Origin of the sequence: Neobacillus niacini, assembly GCF_023715785.1 — a bacterium.
Classification (GTDB): Bacteria; Bacillota; Bacilli; order Bacillales; family Cytobacillaceae; genus Neobacillus; species Neobacillus niacini_E.
Genome location: NZ_JAMBOX010000001.1, coordinates 365,214 through 381,222, shown reverse-complemented (window position 1 = coordinate 381,222; position 16,009 = coordinate 365,214). Strand labels below are relative to the sequence as shown.

Annotated in this window: 17 protein-coding genes; 15 read left to right on the top strand and 2 right to left on the bottom strand. The window is 45.6% G+C overall.

Going from position 1 to position 16,009, the window contains the following annotated elements:
• Positions 1-122: 122 nt before the first annotated feature.
• The gene (gene pssA / locus M3234_RS01905) at positions 123-632 is read left to right on the top strand and encodes a CDP-diacylglycerol--serine O-phosphatidyltransferase (protein WP_396953915.1); all 510 of its coding nucleotides are present in this window, start codon (positions 123-125) and stop codon (positions 630-632) included.
• A 22-nt stretch (positions 633-654) separates the two neighbouring features.
• Complete coding sequence (locus M3234_RS01900; RefSeq protein ID WP_396953914.1) at positions 655-1,263, top strand: DedA family protein; 609 nt, start codon at positions 655-657, stop codon at positions 1,261-1,263.
• 472 nt (positions 1,264-1,735) lie between these two features.
• Here M3234_RS01900 and M3234_RS01895 read toward each other — a convergent pair whose 3' ends face one another.
• Together M3234_RS01895 and fabG are read right to left on the bottom strand one after the other, a co-directional pair.
• Positions 1,736-2,548, bottom strand: coding sequence for an alpha/beta fold hydrolase (locus M3234_RS01895; protein ID WP_262303051.1), 813 nt, complete (start codon positions 2,546-2,548; stop codon positions 1,736-1,738).
• 70 nt (positions 2,549-2,618) lie between these two features.
• Positions 2,619-3,359: a 3-oxoacyl-ACP reductase FabG gene (gene fabG / locus M3234_RS01890; RefSeq protein WP_262303050.1), complete on the bottom strand. Its 741-nt coding sequence runs from the start codon at positions 3,357-3,359 to the stop codon at positions 2,619-2,621.
• 239 nt (positions 3,360-3,598) lie between these two features.
• Between fabG and M3234_RS01885 the strand changes: the two genes are divergently transcribed.
• The 13 genes from M3234_RS01885 (at position 3,599) to M3234_RS01825 (ending at position 15,838) form a co-directional block, all read left to right on the top strand.
• Positions 3,599-4,777, top strand: a complete 1,179-nt coding sequence (locus M3234_RS01885) for an acetyl-CoA C-acetyltransferase (protein WP_262303049.1) — start codon at positions 3,599-3,601, stop codon at positions 4,775-4,777.
• A gap of 303 nt (positions 4,778-5,080) precedes the next feature.
• Positions 5,081-6,511: a sigma-54 interaction domain-containing protein gene (locus tag M3234_RS01880; RefSeq protein WP_262303048.1), complete on the top strand. Its 1,431-nt coding sequence runs from the start codon at positions 5,081-5,083 to the stop codon at positions 6,509-6,511.
• Positions 6,512-6,814: 303 nt separating this feature from the next.
• Positions 6,815-7,687 (top strand): branched-chain amino acid ABC transporter permease, encoded by an 873-nt coding sequence (locus M3234_RS01875; RefSeq protein ID WP_262303047.1) that lies wholly within the window; start codon positions 6,815-6,817, stop codon positions 7,685-7,687.
• 3 nt (positions 7,688-7,690) lie between these two features.
• Entirely contained in the window at positions 7,691-8,692 is a 1,002-nt protein-coding gene (locus tag M3234_RS01870; RefSeq protein WP_262303046.1) for a branched-chain amino acid ABC transporter permease, read from the top strand.
• A gap of 2 nt (positions 8,693-8,694) precedes the next feature.
• Positions 8,695-9,477, top strand: coding sequence for an ABC transporter ATP-binding protein (locus tag M3234_RS01865; protein ID WP_262303045.1), 783 nt, complete (start codon positions 8,695-8,697; stop codon positions 9,475-9,477).
• Positions 9,470-10,171 carry an ABC transporter ATP-binding protein gene (locus M3234_RS01860; RefSeq protein ID WP_262303044.1) on the top strand — a complete coding sequence of 234 codons (702 nt, stop codon included), beginning with the start codon at positions 9,470-9,472 and terminating at the stop codon, positions 10,169-10,171. The genes M3234_RS01865 and M3234_RS01860 overlap by 8 nt, the downstream gene beginning before the upstream one ends.
• Positions 10,172-10,287: 116 nt before the next feature.
• A complete protein-coding gene (locus M3234_RS01855) occupies positions 10,288-11,535 on the top strand; it encodes an ABC transporter substrate-binding protein (RefSeq protein ID WP_262303043.1) in 1,248 nt (415 codons plus the stop codon).
• A 173-nt stretch (positions 11,536-11,708) separates the two neighbouring features.
• Positions 11,709-12,506 carry an alpha/beta fold hydrolase gene (locus M3234_RS01850; RefSeq protein ID WP_262303042.1) on the top strand — a complete coding sequence of 266 codons (798 nt, stop codon included), beginning with the start codon at positions 11,709-11,711 and terminating at the stop codon, positions 12,504-12,506.
• Between the two features lie 13 nt (positions 12,507-12,519).
• Positions 12,520-13,560 carry a 3-oxoacyl-ACP synthase gene (locus M3234_RS01845; protein ID WP_262303041.1) on the top strand — a complete coding sequence of 347 codons (1,041 nt, stop codon included), beginning with the start codon at positions 12,520-12,522 and terminating at the stop codon, positions 13,558-13,560.
• The gene (locus M3234_RS01840; RefSeq protein WP_262303040.1) at positions 13,544-14,884 is read left to right on the top strand and encodes an acetyl-CoA hydrolase/transferase family protein; all 1,341 of its coding nucleotides are present in this window, start codon (positions 13,544-13,546) and stop codon (positions 14,882-14,884) included. The genes M3234_RS01845 and M3234_RS01840 overlap by 17 nt, the downstream gene beginning before the upstream one ends.
• A 161-nt stretch (positions 14,885-15,045) precedes the next feature.
• The gene (locus M3234_RS01835; protein ID WP_262303039.1) at positions 15,046-15,456 is read left to right on the top strand and encodes a MaoC family dehydratase; all 411 of its coding nucleotides are present in this window, start codon (positions 15,046-15,048) and stop codon (positions 15,454-15,456) included.
• A gap of 11 nt (positions 15,457-15,467) precedes the next feature.
• The gene (locus M3234_RS01830; protein WP_262303038.1) at positions 15,468-15,617 is read left to right on the top strand and encodes a hypothetical protein; all 150 of its coding nucleotides are present in this window, start codon (positions 15,468-15,470) and stop codon (positions 15,615-15,617) included.
• On the top strand, positions 15,590-15,838 hold the full coding sequence (locus M3234_RS01825; protein ID WP_262303037.1) for a hypothetical protein: 249 nt from the start codon (positions 15,590-15,592) through the stop codon (positions 15,836-15,838). The genes M3234_RS01830 and M3234_RS01825 overlap by 28 nt, the downstream gene beginning before the upstream one ends.
• The last annotated feature ends 171 nt before the right edge of the window (positions 15,839-16,009 follow it).

Below are 16,009 nucleotides of genomic sequence, written 5' to 3'. Positions count from 1 at the left end.
TTAATGATATAAATTAAAACTGTATTCTCCCCTAATAAAACATTCAGATTTCAGAAAGTTGTCGTTTGAAAATTTTCGAAAGAATATATAGAAATATGCTAATTAAATGGGTGGAATCGTTAATGTCAGGAGGAATTAATTTGTTTAGTCAAGTAGCAAAAGCGGTCCCCAATTTATTTACAATGGGAAATTTATTGTGCGGTGTTCTTTCCATTACCTGTAATATGAGCGGCTTTTTACATGTAGCCTCCATATTAATTTTCCTTTCAGCTATTTTTGATCTTCTTGACGGAAGAATTGCTAGAGGATTAAAAGTTAACAGTGAATTGGGTGTCCAATTGGATTCCTTAGCGGATATTGTTAGTTTTGGTGTTGCTCCAGCGCTTCTATTCCATACAATCGCGACACCGTCTATTTCAACTTCTTTGGCATTTATCCTTTTCCCCATAATGGGTGCGTTAAGATTGGCTAAGTTTAATGTAAAACCAACCATTGGCTATTTTAGAGGATTGCCTATTCCAGCGGCTGGATTGCCACTCGCTGCAATGGGATTCTTTTCATATAGTAATGCATGGATTACCTTAACCCTAGCTGTTTTAATGGTAAGCCCCATTAAAGTTAAAAAACTTTAATTTATTACTTAGGTGGGAATTAATGATGAAGCATATAGATTTCCTAATCGAGCATTTTGGATATTTGGGAATCATTGTCGTGTTAATTGGTGGTATTATTGGTCTTCCGATACCTGATGAGGTTCTTTTAACATATGTTGGCTACAATGTCTACCAAGATAAATTAAAATATATAATGTCTTTGTTAAGTGCATTTACGGGTGCCGCAGGAGGAATCTCCCTTAGCTACTATATCGGCTATAGGTTTGGATTACCTTTGTTAAAAAAATTTGGTCCCAAATTTCATATCACTGAGAAGAAAATTAATTTGACAAAGAATTTGTTCCAAAAAATCGGACCGACAATTTTATTAATTGGCTATTTCATTCCTGGAGTCCGCCACCTTACGGCTTACATCGCAGCCATAAATAAATACCCTTTTAGAAAATTCTTAGTTTTTGCCTATACTGGGGCATTCATATGGACTTTTACTTTCATTACTTTAGGCAGGAAACTAGGGAAAGATTGGAAACAAGTTGAAGCTTATGTATCAAAATATAGTATTTATTTAATTTCGTTCATTTTCATCATATTCATTATTTTTTATTATTTCTGGAAGAAAAAGAGTAAGCAAGTTGGTTTTAGAAACTGAAACTCCTGTTCCAACACAGAAATAAAAAAAGTCTCCTATCCAAAAAGTTATTTAAAATCGGTAGTTACCAACCATGTTCTATCAAGGGATATAGGAGCAGTAGCGGCGTAAAAAACGTGTTCGTCTACGCTTATAAAGGTTATAGGAGCAGTAACGGCGTAAAAAAGCGTCTTCGACTACGCTTATAGAGGTTATAGGAGCAGTAACGGCGTAAAAAAGCGTCTTCGACTAAGCTTATAAAGGTTATAGGAGCAGTAACGGCGTAAAAAAGCGTCTTCGACTACGCTTATAAAGGTTATAGGAGCAGTAACGGTGTAAAAAAGCGTCTTCGACTACGCTTATAGAGGTTATAGGAGCAGTAACGGCGTAAAAAGGCGTGTTCGACTACGCTTATAGAGGTTATAGGAGCAGTAACGGCGTAAAAAAGCCCCTCCAACTACGCCAATAGGAGCTTATTGGAGAGGCGGTCTGCCTAACTATGCTTTAAAATAAACCCAATCATCGCAGTTTTCAATGCTTCCGGCTGTTCAAAAATTGTGACATGGCCGCATTCCGGAATAATCATGTATTCGGTGTTTGGGATGTTCTTAACCAACATGTCCGCAAACTTCCGCGGTGTGAGCAGGTCATTTTCACCGAGGACGACAAGCGTCGGACAAGTGATCCGCCCTAGATCTCCGGTCAAATTCAAATCATTCACATACGTTTCATACAGATTCACTTGGCCGGCAAAATAGCTGGCCTCAATATCATTCATTAGTTTCGCTCTCTCCGCCAGAAAGTCCATATTTTTCGCAACAAACGCATTGCCATATAAGGAAGGCACGGCGCCCCAGAAAAAGGCTTCGCCTTGCTGCTGCTGGGCCAAGTGCTTCCAGCCTTCGACAAATAGTTTGCTGATCTCGTCGACTTCACTAGCTGCATCGATGAGTACCAAGCTCGCAACCGCCTCTGGATAGTCAATCACAAATCTCATGGCCACTTCGCCGCCGTATGACGTGCCAATAAGGTGTACCTTTTCCACACCCAATTCTTCTAACAGCTTTTTGGCATCATCAGCATGCTCTTTAAAGGTATAAGGCCCTTCTGGCTTATCCGATTTCATTTGGCCTTTGAAATCATGAAGGACAATCCGATAGCCAAGTTTTTCGAAAAAGGGGTAATACAACGCCCAACTGGTCGTGGTCGTCATCACGCCGTTAAGAAACATAATCGTGTTCTGAGCATCTGGATTACCGTAGGTTTCATAATAAAGATTGTTACCGTTAATATTCAAAAGTGGCATCTCTCACACCTCCTGAAAAAATAGGCAAAGAGCTGAATCGAAAAAATCAATTCAGCCCCCAGAAAATCTATTACAGTACCACTCCGCCATCGACACTTAGCACAGTTCCGGTGACATAACGCGCTTCATCTGAAGCCAAGAAGGTATAGGCGTTGGCGATATCTTCCGGCTCACCCAACATGCCAAGCGGAGATTTCCCTTTCATCATATCGAGTACCTTTTCAGGCATTTTTTGAACCATCGGTGTCATGATAAATCCTGGTGCCACGGCATTAACACGGATACCGAAACGGCCAAGCTCTTTTGCCCACGTCTTTGTCATCCCGATGACACCCCACTTGGTGGCTGCATAGTTCGTTTGGCCAAAGTTTCCGTACAAGCCGACGACGGAGGAGGCATTTAAAATGACGCCGCTTTTTTGCTCCTTCATGAGCTTGGCAGCCGCTTGCGCCACATTGAAGACGCCTTTTAAGTTAACATCGATTACGCGATCCCATTGGGCTTCTTCCATTTTAATCAATTGGGCATCAGCTGTGATTCCTGCATTATTCACGACAATGTCAACGCTTCCAAAGTGCTGGACAGTTTCAGTAACCATGTTTTCTACCTGCTCCACATTGGTTACATCGACAACCATTCCAATTGCTTCCCCGCCAGCTTCGGTAATGGCTTGAACCGTTTGGTCAATATCCTCCTTGTTCACATCCGCAACGACAACTTTTGCCCCTTCCTTGGCAAACTTAAGAGCCGTTGCTTCGCCAATTCCTCTTCCTGCTCCAGTGATAATGGCTACCTTTTCTGCTAATCTCATAAATATCCCTCCAAAATGAATAGTCATTTATTTATCTCGCAAGAATCATGCCAATTTGATTTTACCAAAGGCTACAGGATTTTAGGTCATATTGCTGTCGTGTTTTGTCGACAAAATCAGACAGTGTCTGAAATTCGGACAGTTTTGCAGGGCGTGGAACCGGGCCAGTCGCGATATTCCAACTTGGTACGATTATTGCAATATAGTAAATTGAGTTTTTACTTAATGGAGGGATTTTTATGAGAGAGGTAGTTATTGTAGGAGCAGCGAGAACGCCTGTCGGCAGTTTCGGAGGCGCTTTCAAGGATGTGTCAGCGGTGGATCTGGGCGTGACAGCGGCGAAGGAAGCGATTAAACGGGCTGGCATTTCAGCTGACATCATTGATGAAGTACTGGTTGGAAATATTTTATCAGCGGGATTAGGGCAAAATGTCGCCCGTCAGGTAGCGATTTATTCAGGGCTGCCGGAAGAAACACCGGCGATGACGATTAATAAGCTATGCGGTTCTGGCCTCAGAACGGTTACGATGGGAGCGCAGTTTATCGCGGTTGGTGATGCCGATGTGATTCTGGCTGGTGGAATTGAAAGCATGAGCCAAGCGCCATATTTACTTCAAAATGCTCGTTGGGGAATGAAAATGGGCCATCAGGAAGTAGTAGATTCGTTAATCTACGATGCGCTGACTGATAAATTTCACGATATTCATATGGGAATAACCGCTGAAAATATCGCTGAAAAATGGGGCATTACTCGAGAAGAACAGGATGCCTTTGCGGCTGAGAGCCAGCGCCGTGCGGTAGCTGCCCAACAGGAGGGACGATTCAACGATGAAATTGTACCGGTCAGCATCCCGCAGCGAAAAGGCGAGCCAGTGGTCGTGGCTGCCGACGAATACCCTAGGCCGGGAACAACAGCGGAAAAGCTGGCGAAATTGCGTCCAGCCTTTAAAAAGGATGGCACGGTCACAGCCGGGAATGCCTCTGGACTAAACGATGGTGCCGCGATGGTTGTCCTCATGGCCAAAGAGAAAGCGCTGGAACTCGGGATTGAGCCACTGGCAACGGTAAAATCCTATGCATCAGCTGCACTTGATCCGAAGATTATGGGATTCGGGCCGGTGCCGGCAACGAAAAAGGCATTAGATAAGGCAAATCTGACGGTTGAAGACCTTGATTTGATTGAAGCCAATGAAGCGTTTGCCGCGCAATCGCTGGCCGTCATGAAGGGCTTGGAACTCGACCCATCCAAGGTCAATGTTAACGGCGGGGCAATTGCATTGGGTCATCCGGTTGGGGCTTCTGGCGCAAGAATTTTGGTTACTTTACTATATGAAATGAAGAAACGGGACGCAAAAACGGGCCTTGCCACCCTTTGCATTGGCGGGGGACAAGGGATTTCGCTGATTGTTGAGAGATAAAATTAGGAGGGGCGCAGCGTGGGCTGTGACCCTTTTTGCTGTCGAAGAACCCTTGAGGACAATTCGAGCAAAGAATCAGAGGAAAGTGTCCTCAATAGCGTCGATAGAGGACAAAAAACCATTGAAAAAACGCAGGAAGTGTCCTCAATAGCTCAGAAAAAGTAAATTACCCTTTCCCGACAACCTGAGGGGCGCACCATCATTGCGGCCCTCCTTTTTTTAGTCACAAATTATCCCTACCTAAACACCCTGAATTTCTATACAATAGAAGGAGGTAGTCCTGGTTAGGGAGGTCATCGCTTTATGAGTTTAGAAGTTTCCAATGTTGTCACGACTGTAGACTTAGAAATATTGGGTTCGGACCAATTTCTTAATACTGTCGAAAAGATTTTTGATCCGATTGGCGTTCCGATTATTTTAATTGATAAAGATACAAGAATTCGAATGATTAACCAAATTTTTGCCGACTATTTGGGGTTTCCGAAAGATGAGGTTATTGGCAAGCCCGTCCTCGAAGTGGATGAATTTTCGCGCTTTCCGTATGTGTTCAAAACGAAGAAGTCAGAAATTGCCTGGAAGCATAAGTTTAAGAACGGCAAGACGGCGATTGTTCACCGAATTCCGGTCCTCGATCAAAACCATGAGGTTGTTTATGGTTTTGGCATGCTGCTTTTTCAAGAAATTAAGGAATTTAAGGATATTATTGAAAAAAATAAGCTGCTCGAAAGTGCGCTGTCCTATGCCAAGGAACAGCTTGTTCAAATTCAGGGTGCGAAGTACAGCTGGGAAAACATCCTCGGTACGAGCGAGAAGATGGTGCGCGCGATTTATATGGGAAGAAGGGCTTCGCAGACAAAGTCCAATGTGCTCCTTCTCGGAGAAAGCGGGACTGGCAAGGAATTGTTTGCCCATGCGATTCATCATTCGAGCAACCGAAGTCATGAAAGCTTTATTAAGGTAAACTGTGCGGCGATTCCCGCTGAGCTCCTCGAATCGGAATTGTTTGGCTATATGGAAGGGGCTTTTACTGGCGCGAAAAAAGGCGGGAAGCTGGGAAAATTTGAACTGGCGAATAATGGAACGATTTTTCTCGACGAAATCGGTGACATGCCGCTGGCGATGCAGGCGAAGCTGCTCCGTGTCCTTCAGGAAAAAGAAATCGAGCGGGTCGGTGGGACGAGAACCATTCCGGTTGATGTCCGGGTGATTGCCGCCACGAACAAAAATCTTGAAAAAATGGTGGCCGAGGGCCAATTCCGTGAGGATTTATTTTACCGGCTGAATGTCATGTCGATTGAAATTCCGCCGCTCCGCGAGCGGGAGGACGATGCGGCGGCAATTGCGATGAAATTGCTGGATAAGCTGTCCTCACAGCTCGGTGTCTATGTGTGCCACATTTCGAAAAATGCGATGGACCACATCCTCCGCTATAGCTGGCCAGGTAATGTTCGGGAACTCGAGAATGTGCTGGAGCGGGCCATCAATTTAACCGATACCGATACGATTCGGACTGTCCATTTGCCATACAACATCACGAATTCAAAAAGATCGCAAAAATTGGCGAAAGGCCAGACACTGAAGAGCATTTTGGAGGAAACGGAAAAGGAAGTCATCAAGAATTGCCTGGAGGAGTTTAACTATAATAAGGTGAAAGTGGCGGAAACGCTGCAGATTAGCCGATCCAGTCTTTATGACAAGATTGAAAAGTACCACTTGGAGGACTCTTTGTCGTAAAAACAAACACTGTCGGAAAATCGGACACTTTAAATGGAAAACGTTTTCAACCAATACGAATAAATGAAAAAGACTTTGACCACATCAAAGTCTTTTTTTTATTCGTTAACAAAGCATTCACAATTGCCCAGCCCTTTATACAACAGGGTTCTTAAACAATAATCAACAAATTTCGCCCCTGTTTTTTAAAAAAATGAAAGCGTTTATAAAAGTTGGCACGCAACTTGCATCATAAATAAGCGAAGGATTACCAAATCAAAAAAAATTCAATATTACATACTACGAGAAAAAGGAGGATTCCTAATGGTTGAATTTTTTCAAAATGTCATCGCCGGGTTGGAGACAGGAAGTTTATATGCCTTAGCCGCATTAGGGTTGGTTCTGATTTACCGGACCTCCGATGTCATTAACTTTGCACAGGGCGAAATGGCCATGTTCAGCAGCTTTATCGCCTTTACGCTATTTCAACAAACGATGTCCTATCCGGTCGCGTTTTTGGGGGCGATTGTGTTTGCTGTCGTTTTAGGGTTTTTAGTAGAACGGATCTTTATCAGGCCGGCCTCAAAAGCGACGCTCGTCAGCAAAATGATTATCACCCTTGGCCTCATCATGATTTTTAACGGCTTGGCTTCGGCGATTTTTGGCATTGATATGCATCCGTTCCGCAAGGCGTTAACGATGGACAACATGACCATTGGCGAGGTCATCATACAGCCGAATGCAATCTTTATCATTTCGATCACACTGGTGATCATGGCAATCCTATTCTATATGATTAAAAACACGTTGATGGGCATTGCGATTCGGGCAACGGCGCAAAATGAAACAACGGCGAAATTGATGGGAGTTCCGGTTTCCAAGGTGTATTCCTTGTCATGGATTATCGCTACCGTTCTTGGGGCGATTGCCGGCGTGCTCATTGCCCCAACAACGAACGTCTCGACGACGATGATGGCGGAGGTCCATTTGAAATCGTTTATCGCCGCGGTACTGGGAGGCTTCGGTTCGTTTGTCGGACCGGTTGTCGGCGGCTTTGTCATCGGGGTATTTGATAACCTGGTAGGCTATTACATTTCCTTGCAATGGAAAACCGTCATTGTTTATGCCTTATTGATTATCATCTTAATTGTCAAACCGACAGGACTGTTCGGCAAAGTCCACCGAAAGAAGGTGTAACGCGTGAAGGGAATACTACAGAACAAACCATTTCTCTATATCCTGACTGGACTGATCGTGGCGATGATTCCGCTCGTAACCGATATGGACCGGTCGACGTTGACGATGTTAAATCTGATTGTGATTTATGCGATCGTTGCCATCGGATTTAATATTTTGCTAGGCTATGCCGGACAAATTTCACTTGGCCATGCCGCGTTCATGGGGCTGGGGGCTTACATATCGGCCTATTTCACCTCCAACTTTGAATTACCGTTTTTAGCCAGTTTACTGTTAGCTGGTGTCATCCCGATGGTCGTCGGCCTCATCCTGGGGCTAGTCGCGCTCAGGTTGGAAGGTCACTATTTGGCGATTGCTACCTTGGGCTTTGGCGTCGCCCTGCAGCAGACCTTTAAAGAATGGATTGGCTTCACGAATGGATTTTCCGGGGCACGAGCGGTTACGCCGGAGATCTTCGGCTTTGCGTTACGGGAGCGGGAACATTTCTTTGTGTTAGTGGTCATTGTCTGCGTCCTGTTAATCTTATTTGCTCATAATCTACTATCTTCAAAAACTGGCCGGGCGTTAATCGCGATGCGTGACAGCGAGCATGCGGCCCAGGCGATGGGCGTCAGCTTGTTCAAATACAAATTAATCGCGTTTGCGTTGAGCACATTTTATGCGGGGATTGGCGGTTCGTTATATGTTCACTTGATCCGGTTTACCGAGCCGAACCAATGGGGCATTGATGTTTCGTTAAATCTATTGGCAATGGTGGTAATCGGCGGCCTTGCTTCAATCCCAGGAAGTGTTCTAGGGGCGGCGTTTATCGTGTTTATCCCGGAATTTGTTAAGGATATTGAGTGGCTTCAGAATATTAAAAATGTTGCCAGCATTTTTACCGGTGTTGCGCTTGTGTTAGTCATCCTATTTTTCCCGTACGGTCTTGCCAGAATCAGCACCCAGATAAAAGCATCACTGCTTAAACGGCAGAAGCAGCCGATACCGAAGGAAATGGAGGGATAACCATGGAGCCAATACTACAAGTCGAGAATCTATCGATCAGCTTTGGTGGTCTAAAGGCGATTGATGACCTAAGCTTATCGGTGGAAAAAGGAAGCATCTATGGCCTGATTGGACCGAACGGTGCCGGGAAAACAACCGTGTTCAACTGTATCAGCCGTTTCTATACGGCAGACCAAGGTAAGCTTACTTTTCAAGGAAATGTAAATCTATTAAATTACAAGGTTCATCAAATGGTGGATATCGGGTTGGTACGTACCTTCCAAAACGTAGAGTTATTTAAAAACCTAACCGTTCTTGAAAACCTGATTATCGGGCAGCACAGCATGACCAAGGGCGGCTTTTTTGCACAAGGACTGCGGCTTCCGTCCGTTAAAAGGGAAGAAAAGCGGATTCGTGATAAGGCCCTGGAGATCATGGATTTCCTTGGGATTCGCGGGATTGAGCATTTACCGGGGGCGGCTCAGCCATACGGCGTCATGAAGCTGATTGAATTAGGCCGAGCGTTAATGTCCGACCCGAAAATGATTATTCTTGATGAGCCGGCGGCCGGGATGAACCATAGTGAAACGCAAACCTTGACGGATTTGATTAAAAAGATACGTGACAAGTTTGAAGTCACGATTTTACTCGTCGAGCACGATATGAACCTGGTGATGGAGGTTTGTGAAAAAATCTGTGTCATCAATTTTGGAAAGAAAATTGCCGAGGGCACACCGAACGAGATTCAAAATCATCCTGCCGTACAAGAAGCGTATTTAGGTAAGGAGGATGAGGTCCATGCTTAAGCTTGAAAAAGTGGATGCCTATTACGGATACATTCATGCGCTCAAGAATGTGTCGTTGGAAATTAAAGAAGGAAATATTGTTACCCTGCTCGGGGCGAATGGGGCGGGAAAGACTTCCATTTTAAAAGTGATTTCCGGCTTGCTCAAGCCGCAAAAGGGAAATGTCGCGTTTAACGGCAAGGACTTGACCGGGCAATCACCGGATAAGGTGGTCAAGCAGGGGATCATCCAATCACCGGAGGGCCGGCAGGTATTCCCTGAACTGACCGTAAAGGAAAATTTGCAAATAGGCGCCTACACCCAGAGCAGAGAGGCCAATCAATCGTTGGAAAAAGTATTTCACTATTTTCCGAGATTAAAAGAACGGGAAAAGCAGGATGCCGGGACGTTGTCGGGCGGAGAGCAGCAAATGCTGGCGATTGGCCGTGCCTTAATGGCCAAACCGAAGCTGCTGCTGCTGGATGAGCCATCGTTGGGGTTAGCTCCTCTTATTGTGAAAGATATTTTTTCCATCATCAAAGAGATTAATGGGCAGGGAACGACCGTTTTCCTCGTGGAGCAAAATGCCAACCAGGCCCTGTCGATCAGTCATTATGCCTATATTTTGGAGACCGGAAAAGTGATTCATCATGGGCCGGCAGCCGAGATCAAAAATGATTCAAAAATTAAGCAAGCCTATTTAGGCGGCCACTAACCCAAACGGCATTTCTTAAGCAAGCAGATTCGATGCAGTATAACCAATCGGCATTCCCTAAGCGAAACGCTTAGATGCACTATAAAAAATATACATGTAGAGGGAGAGTCAAAGTCATGAGGAATTATTCGAAAAAAGGTTTATCACTAGCATTTATTTTCGTCCTTCTCTTTTCTATGACAGCCTGTTCAGGTGAAAAGAGCACTAGCGGCAAGGCGAAGGAAAAAGAAAAAGTGGAATTGGCCCAAGGGGTTACAAAAGATTCGGTCAAAATTGGAACCATCGGCGTGCAATCTGGCGCATTAGCGTTTATCGGCACTCCGTACTTTGAAGGCATGGAAGCATATTTAAATAAAGTCAATGACGATGGCGGCGTTAATGGCCGTAAAATTGAACTGGTGAAAAAAGATGATGAATTTAAGCCGGACAAAGCCGTTCAAGCAATGGAATCGCTCGTTTATGATGACAAAGTGTTTGCGGTTGTCGGCCAATTAGGAACACCAGGCGTCATGGCGACAGAAAGCATCGTCAAGGATGAAGGAATTCCAGCCGTTTACTTTGGCTCTGGTGCGAAGCAGCTAACCAAATCCGGCGAAAACTTCTTCCCCGTTCAGCCGAACTATTACTATGAAGGAAAATTAATGGCGAAATATGCTGTTGAAGAATTTAAGGCGAAAAACGTCGTGGTCATCTATCAAAATGACGACGTTGGCCGCGATGGCGTTGAAGGTTTTGCAGAAGGCTTAAAAGAGCTTGGTAAATCAGGCTTGCTTAAGGAAGAAGGCAAATTGGCCGTTGGTGCTGCAGACACAGACTTTACAGTACCCGTGCAAAAAGCAAAAAGCTTGAACCCGGATGTTGTGATCGTTTACAGCTTGGCTGGTGCGACAACAGGCATTTTAAAAGAATTTGAAAAAGTAAACTTCAATGTTCCGATGATTACCACTTATTCCAATGCAGATGCTTCCTTCTTGGCTTTAGCGGCACCAGGGGCTCCAAACGTGATTGAGAACCTCCATGTTATGGGCTGGGTCGATGCAAAACCTGAAAAGCTAAAACCATTAATGGATGCGATGGCTAAATACTTCCCGAACCAAAAGGTCATCAACGCTTATACAATGGCTGGCTGGGTAGCGGCTGAAACATTTGTGGCAGGCTTAAAGGAAGCCGGCGACAACCTATCTTGGGAAGGTTATATTAAAGCGATGAATGGGTTGACGTTTACTGATGGCTTGGCCCCTGAAATCAGCTATGTCAAAGGCAAACGTGAAGGCGTAACGAAAATGGCATTAAGCAAAGTAACAAAGAACGACAAAGGCGCCTTTATTTTTGAATTAAAAACGGATTATACAGAATTTAAATGATTCTGAATTGTATAAGGGCTTCTAAAGGCTGATTTTCCAGGCCTTTAGAGGGCCTTATTCAAATAGAGGACCAAAATGTAGGATATTAGGACACTGTCCGATTTTTCGACAGTAAACAACACTGATCTCCCGTAAACTTGCCTAAGGGAATCGGTCGAAGGAGACATGCGCTTATGCCTAAAATAGCGGCAAATGGAATAGAGTTTTATTACGAGATTCATGGAAGCGGGCCGACGCTTGTGTTGCTTGAAGGCCTGGGCTACGCGAGCTGGATGTGGCATCGGCAGGTGGAGGAGCTCGCCAAGCATTTTACCGTTGTCGTCTTTGACAACCGCGGTGTCGGGTACACGGACAAGCCGGAGATGGAGTATTCGATCCAATTGTTTGCCGAGGATACAGCCGAGGTATTGCGGGCGCTGCATATCGAGAAGGCGCATATTTTAGGCGTTTCCATGGGTGGCTTTATTTCCCAAGAATTTGCGATTCGATTTCCGGAGATGGTCGATCAGCTCATCCTTTGCAGTACGTCGTTTGGCGGGCCTAACAGCATCCCGATTCCGCAGGAGACGCTTGATATCATGATGCAGGGCGGCAGTAAAGACGGCTCGATTGAAAAAGCAAAATATGCCGTTTCCACGGCGTTAAATCTGGAAACCTTGCCTGAAAATCAGGATATTATTGATTTCATTATTGAACAGCAGCTGAAGAATCCCCAGCCGAAGCATGCGTATCAGCGCCAATTATATGCAGGGGCGTCGTTCAATAGCGAAACGAGGGTGCATACTATCTGGGCGAAAACCCTGATTCTTGCCGGGCGCGGCGACCGGGTTGTTCCTTGTGGGAATGCCAGGCTGCTGCATGAAAAAATCCCAAATTCGAAAGAAATTATCATTGAGGGAACAGGCCATTTATTTTTGATGGAAAAACCGGATGTGACGAACCGTTTGATTATCAATTTTTTGACAGTTTAAGGAGGGAAATGGCATGACTGTTCATGTTGGCATTTTAGGCACAGGCATTTATCTACCGTCCCCAAGAATGACGGCGAAAGAGATTTCAGAAGCCACAAAGGGTGTCTGGACGGAAGAGGCGATTATGAACAAACTGGGAATCAAGGAAAAGCGGGTCCCGGGCGAAGGTGACGGGACACAGGAAATGGGGGTCAAGGCGGGACTTGCCGCGATTGAGAATACAGGCATTGACCCAAAGGAAATTGACCTGGTCATCTCGATTGGCGAGGAGTGGAAGGAGTATCCGCTCACCACCACGGCCATCTATATTCAGGAAAAAATCGGCGCTGTCAATGCGTGGGGCATTGATATGCAGCAGCGATGCTGTACCGCAGTTTCCGCAATGAAGATTGCCAAGGATATGATGATCGCCGATGAAGAATTGGATACGGTAATGATTGTCGGCGGTTATCGGAATGGGGATTTTGTCGATTACACCGACCGGGCGATGTCAATGATGTACAATCTTTCCGCCGGCGCCGGGGCAATTATTTTAAAAAGGAACTTGGGACGGAATATATTGTTGGGCTCTCATATCGTGACGGACGGAACGATGGCACGCGATGCCGGGGTGGAATTCGGCGGCACCGAAAAGCCGATTACAGCAGAAAACCTTCACGAAGCCTATAAGTCACTACGATTATTTGACGAAAAGCATATGAAGGACCGCTTAAATGATGTGTCTATGCCAAACTGGATTCACTGCATCGACCGCGCGTTTGAAAAATCCGGGGTTGGCAAAGAAGAACTGGGGTACCTTGCCGTGCTTCATTTTAAATACTCGATGCATAAATATCTGTTGGATTTGCTGGGGCTGACCGAGGACCAGTCGATTTATTTAAGCGATTATGGACATTTGGGCCAGGTGGACCAAATCCTCTCCTTGCATTTGGCGCTAGAGCAAGGCAAGGTGCAGGACGGAACGGTGATTTCCATGATTTCCGCGGGGATTGGCTACGCCTGGGCCGCGAATGTCATCAAATGGGGGCCGATAGACGATGTTAACGTTAACTAGAGAAAATAAATATCAGGACATTTATGATGCTAAGCAGATTTCAGTCGATGAAGCGTTGACGTTGATCAAGACGGGCGATCATATCGTTTCGGCGTTGGCTGCGGCGGAGCCAAGAAGTCTATTATCCAAGCTCCATACGGTTTCTGAGCGGGCGACGGATATTCGGGTTTCGACCTGTTTGCCGATTCTCGAATATCCGTATTTCTCTGATCCGACGTATAAAGACCATTTTGTCAATGAGGGCTGGTTTTATACACCGGCGATGCGGAAAATGCATGGGCAAGGGACAGTTTCGTTTATCCCGAATCATCTTCATTTTGCGGGCAATAAGCGAAATGGGCACCGCCATCCGAATATTTTTGCCGGGACGGCCTCGCTTATGGACGAACATGGCTATCTGTCCTTGTCTTTAAGCGCTACCTATGAGAAGGAAATGGTCCAGGCTGCCGACATTGTCATCCTGGAAGTAAACCCAAATATGCCAAGAACGTTTGGCGATACGATTGTTCATATTTCCGAAATTGATTACATCATCGAAGCCGACTATGACGTGCCGCTCTTCCCGTCGCCGGAACCGACCGAAAAGGACCGGGTCATCGGGAAGCAAATCGCCGAATTAATTGATGACGGCTCAACGATCCAGCTGGGAATAGGTGGGATTCCGAACGCTGTTTCCGCGGAGCTTTTTAATAAAAAAGACCTCGGCATTCATACCGAGATGTTTACCGACGGCATGGTCGACCTGTTTGAAGCCGGCGTTATTACCGGAAAATGCAAGACGCTTTGGCCGGGCAAGATGGTCGCCACTTTCGCCCTTGGTACGCAAAAGCTGTATGATTTTATTAATGATAATCCTGGCGTGATGATTTTAAATGGAAGCTATGTTAACGACCCGTATGTCATCGGCCAGAACCACAAAATGGTTTCGATTAACACGACGTTGGAAATCGATTTAACCGGCCAGTGCTGCTCCGAATCGCTAGGCCACCGCCAATTTAGCGGCACTGGTGGCCAGGCGGATACTGCGATTGGCGCGCAATTATCGAAGGACGGAAAATCGTTTATCGCGCTGTATTCGACCGCGAATGTAAGGGTGCCGGGTACCAGCGAACGTAAAACGATTTCGAAAATCGTGCCGAGACTCGCCCACGGGGCAACCGTATCGCTATCCCGCAACGACGTCGATTATGTCGTGACGGAATACGGTGTCGCGCATCTAAAAGGAACCTCGATTCGCGAACGCGTCGAACTGCTGATTGGCATTGCCCACCCTGATTTTAGAGAATCGTTACGGGCAGAAGCGAAAGAGCTTGGGATTTGGTAGGGATGTTTTTGGCGGTGCCTGTCACCGCCGGAACATACCTAAATTTGTCGATAAGAGAGGTCAAATGAAAAGCGCCGCTAGATGGTGCGGCTTCTTGGACTTCTCTTATTTAAAAAATACACTTGTGAAATGTTGAGCAAGATGAAGAGGAGGATGTTATAATGATCATTGCAATCGGTGACAAAGCATCAATGTCAAAAACCGTAACCGAAACAGACGTGTATCTTTTTGCCGGCATAACCGGCGACTTAAATCCGGCACATACCAACGAGGAATTTGCGAAAGGCACGCCTTTTGAAACAAGGATTGCCCATGGCATGTTAAGCGGCGGCTTTATATCGGCTGTGTTAGGGATGAAGCTGCCTGGGCCGGGCACGATTTACCTGCAGCAGGAGCTTACCTTTGTCAAACCGGTGCGAATCGGGGATACGATCACGGCGGAGGTGGAAGTGGCGGATATGATCGATAAAGGAAAGTTCGTCATACTTGTTTTAAACACCATCTGCTATAACCAAGACGGGGTCATTGTCACAGAAGGAAAAGCAAAGGTCAACCCGCCGAAACATGACTAGGAGGATTCATAATGATTATTGAAGCAAAATTAAAAGGAAACGTCTCTCGCGCCGCCCACCCATACGGCTGCCGGGAGATGATTAAACAACAAATAGATTATGTCAGAGCGCAGGGCCGATTCGAAGGTCCGAGATGTTGTACGGTACTGGCAGGGAATTAGATGGGCAAGGGAGACTGCGCCCTGACTACTGGGAAATGCGCGAGGCTGTTCAACGGGAAGTGACCGCGCTCATAAGTAGGATCAATGAGGAAAATATCCGCGAATTAACCGCTTTGGATGTCTTCCAAAAGGAATTCCTCCAGCTTAATGGGTTTGAAGTCGAAGGCGTCGATTATAGTGAGGAAATTGATCTTGAAGAATTAAAAAGGTTGGTGTCTTAGCTGATAATAAAGTCTGGGACCTTTTTGAGGTGCTTTTCTTAAAAATATGGAGAAAACTCCCGCCATAGTAATTATTGACGGGTTTACTTGTGAGGTGCAAAACGTTAAATCACAGTCCTAATCCCACAGAATTTCACAACACAAATCACAGTATATTTCACAGGCAAAAAG

Bases quoted from the DNA above. Each gene is read 5' to 3' on its own strand.
- pssA (WP_396953915.1), top strand. From the start codon at position 123: ATGTCAGGAGGAATTAATTTGTTTAGTCAAGTAGCAAAAGCGGTCCCC.
- M3234_RS01900 (WP_396953914.1), top strand. From the start codon at position 655: ATGATGAAGCATATAGATTTCCTAATCGAGCATTTTGGATATTTGGGA.
- M3234_RS01895 (WP_262303051.1), bottom strand. From the start codon at position 2,548: ATGCCACTTTTGAATATTAACGGTAACAATCTTTATTATGAAACCTAC.
- fabG (WP_262303050.1), bottom strand. From the start codon at position 3,359: ATGAGATTAGCAGAAAAGGTAGCCATTATCACTGGAGCAGGAAGAGGA.
- M3234_RS01885 (WP_262303049.1), top strand. From the start codon at position 3,599: ATGAGAGAGGTAGTTATTGTAGGAGCAGCGAGAACGCCTGTCGGCAGT.
- M3234_RS01880 (WP_262303048.1), top strand. From the start codon at position 5,081: ATGAGTTTAGAAGTTTCCAATGTTGTCACGACTGTAGACTTAGAAATA.
- M3234_RS01875 (WP_262303047.1), top strand. From the start codon at position 6,815: ATGGTTGAATTTTTTCAAAATGTCATCGCCGGGTTGGAGACAGGAAGT.
- M3234_RS01865 (WP_262303045.1), top strand. From the start codon at position 8,695: ATGGAGCCAATACTACAAGTCGAGAATCTATCGATCAGCTTTGGTGGT.
- M3234_RS01860 (WP_262303044.1), top strand. From the start codon at position 9,470: ATGCTTAAGCTTGAAAAAGTGGATGCCTATTACGGATACATTCATGCG.
- M3234_RS01855 (WP_262303043.1), top strand. From the start codon at position 10,288: ATGAGGAATTATTCGAAAAAAGGTTTATCACTAGCATTTATTTTCGTC.
- M3234_RS01850 (WP_262303042.1), top strand. From the start codon at position 11,709: ATGCCTAAAATAGCGGCAAATGGAATAGAGTTTTATTACGAGATTCAT.
- M3234_RS01845 (WP_262303041.1), top strand. From the start codon at position 12,520: ATGACTGTTCATGTTGGCATTTTAGGCACAGGCATTTATCTACCGTCC.
- M3234_RS01840 (WP_262303040.1), top strand. From the start codon at position 13,544: ATGTTAACGTTAACTAGAGAAAATAAATATCAGGACATTTATGATGCT.
- M3234_RS01835 (WP_262303039.1), top strand. From the start codon at position 15,046: ATGATCATTGCAATCGGTGACAAAGCATCAATGTCAAAAACCGTAACC.
- M3234_RS01830 (WP_262303038.1), top strand. From the start codon at position 15,468: ATGATTATTGAAGCAAAATTAAAAGGAAACGTCTCTCGCGCCGCCCAC.
- M3234_RS01825 (WP_262303037.1), top strand. From the start codon at position 15,590: ATGTTGTACGGTACTGGCAGGGAATTAGATGGGCAAGGGAGACTGCGC.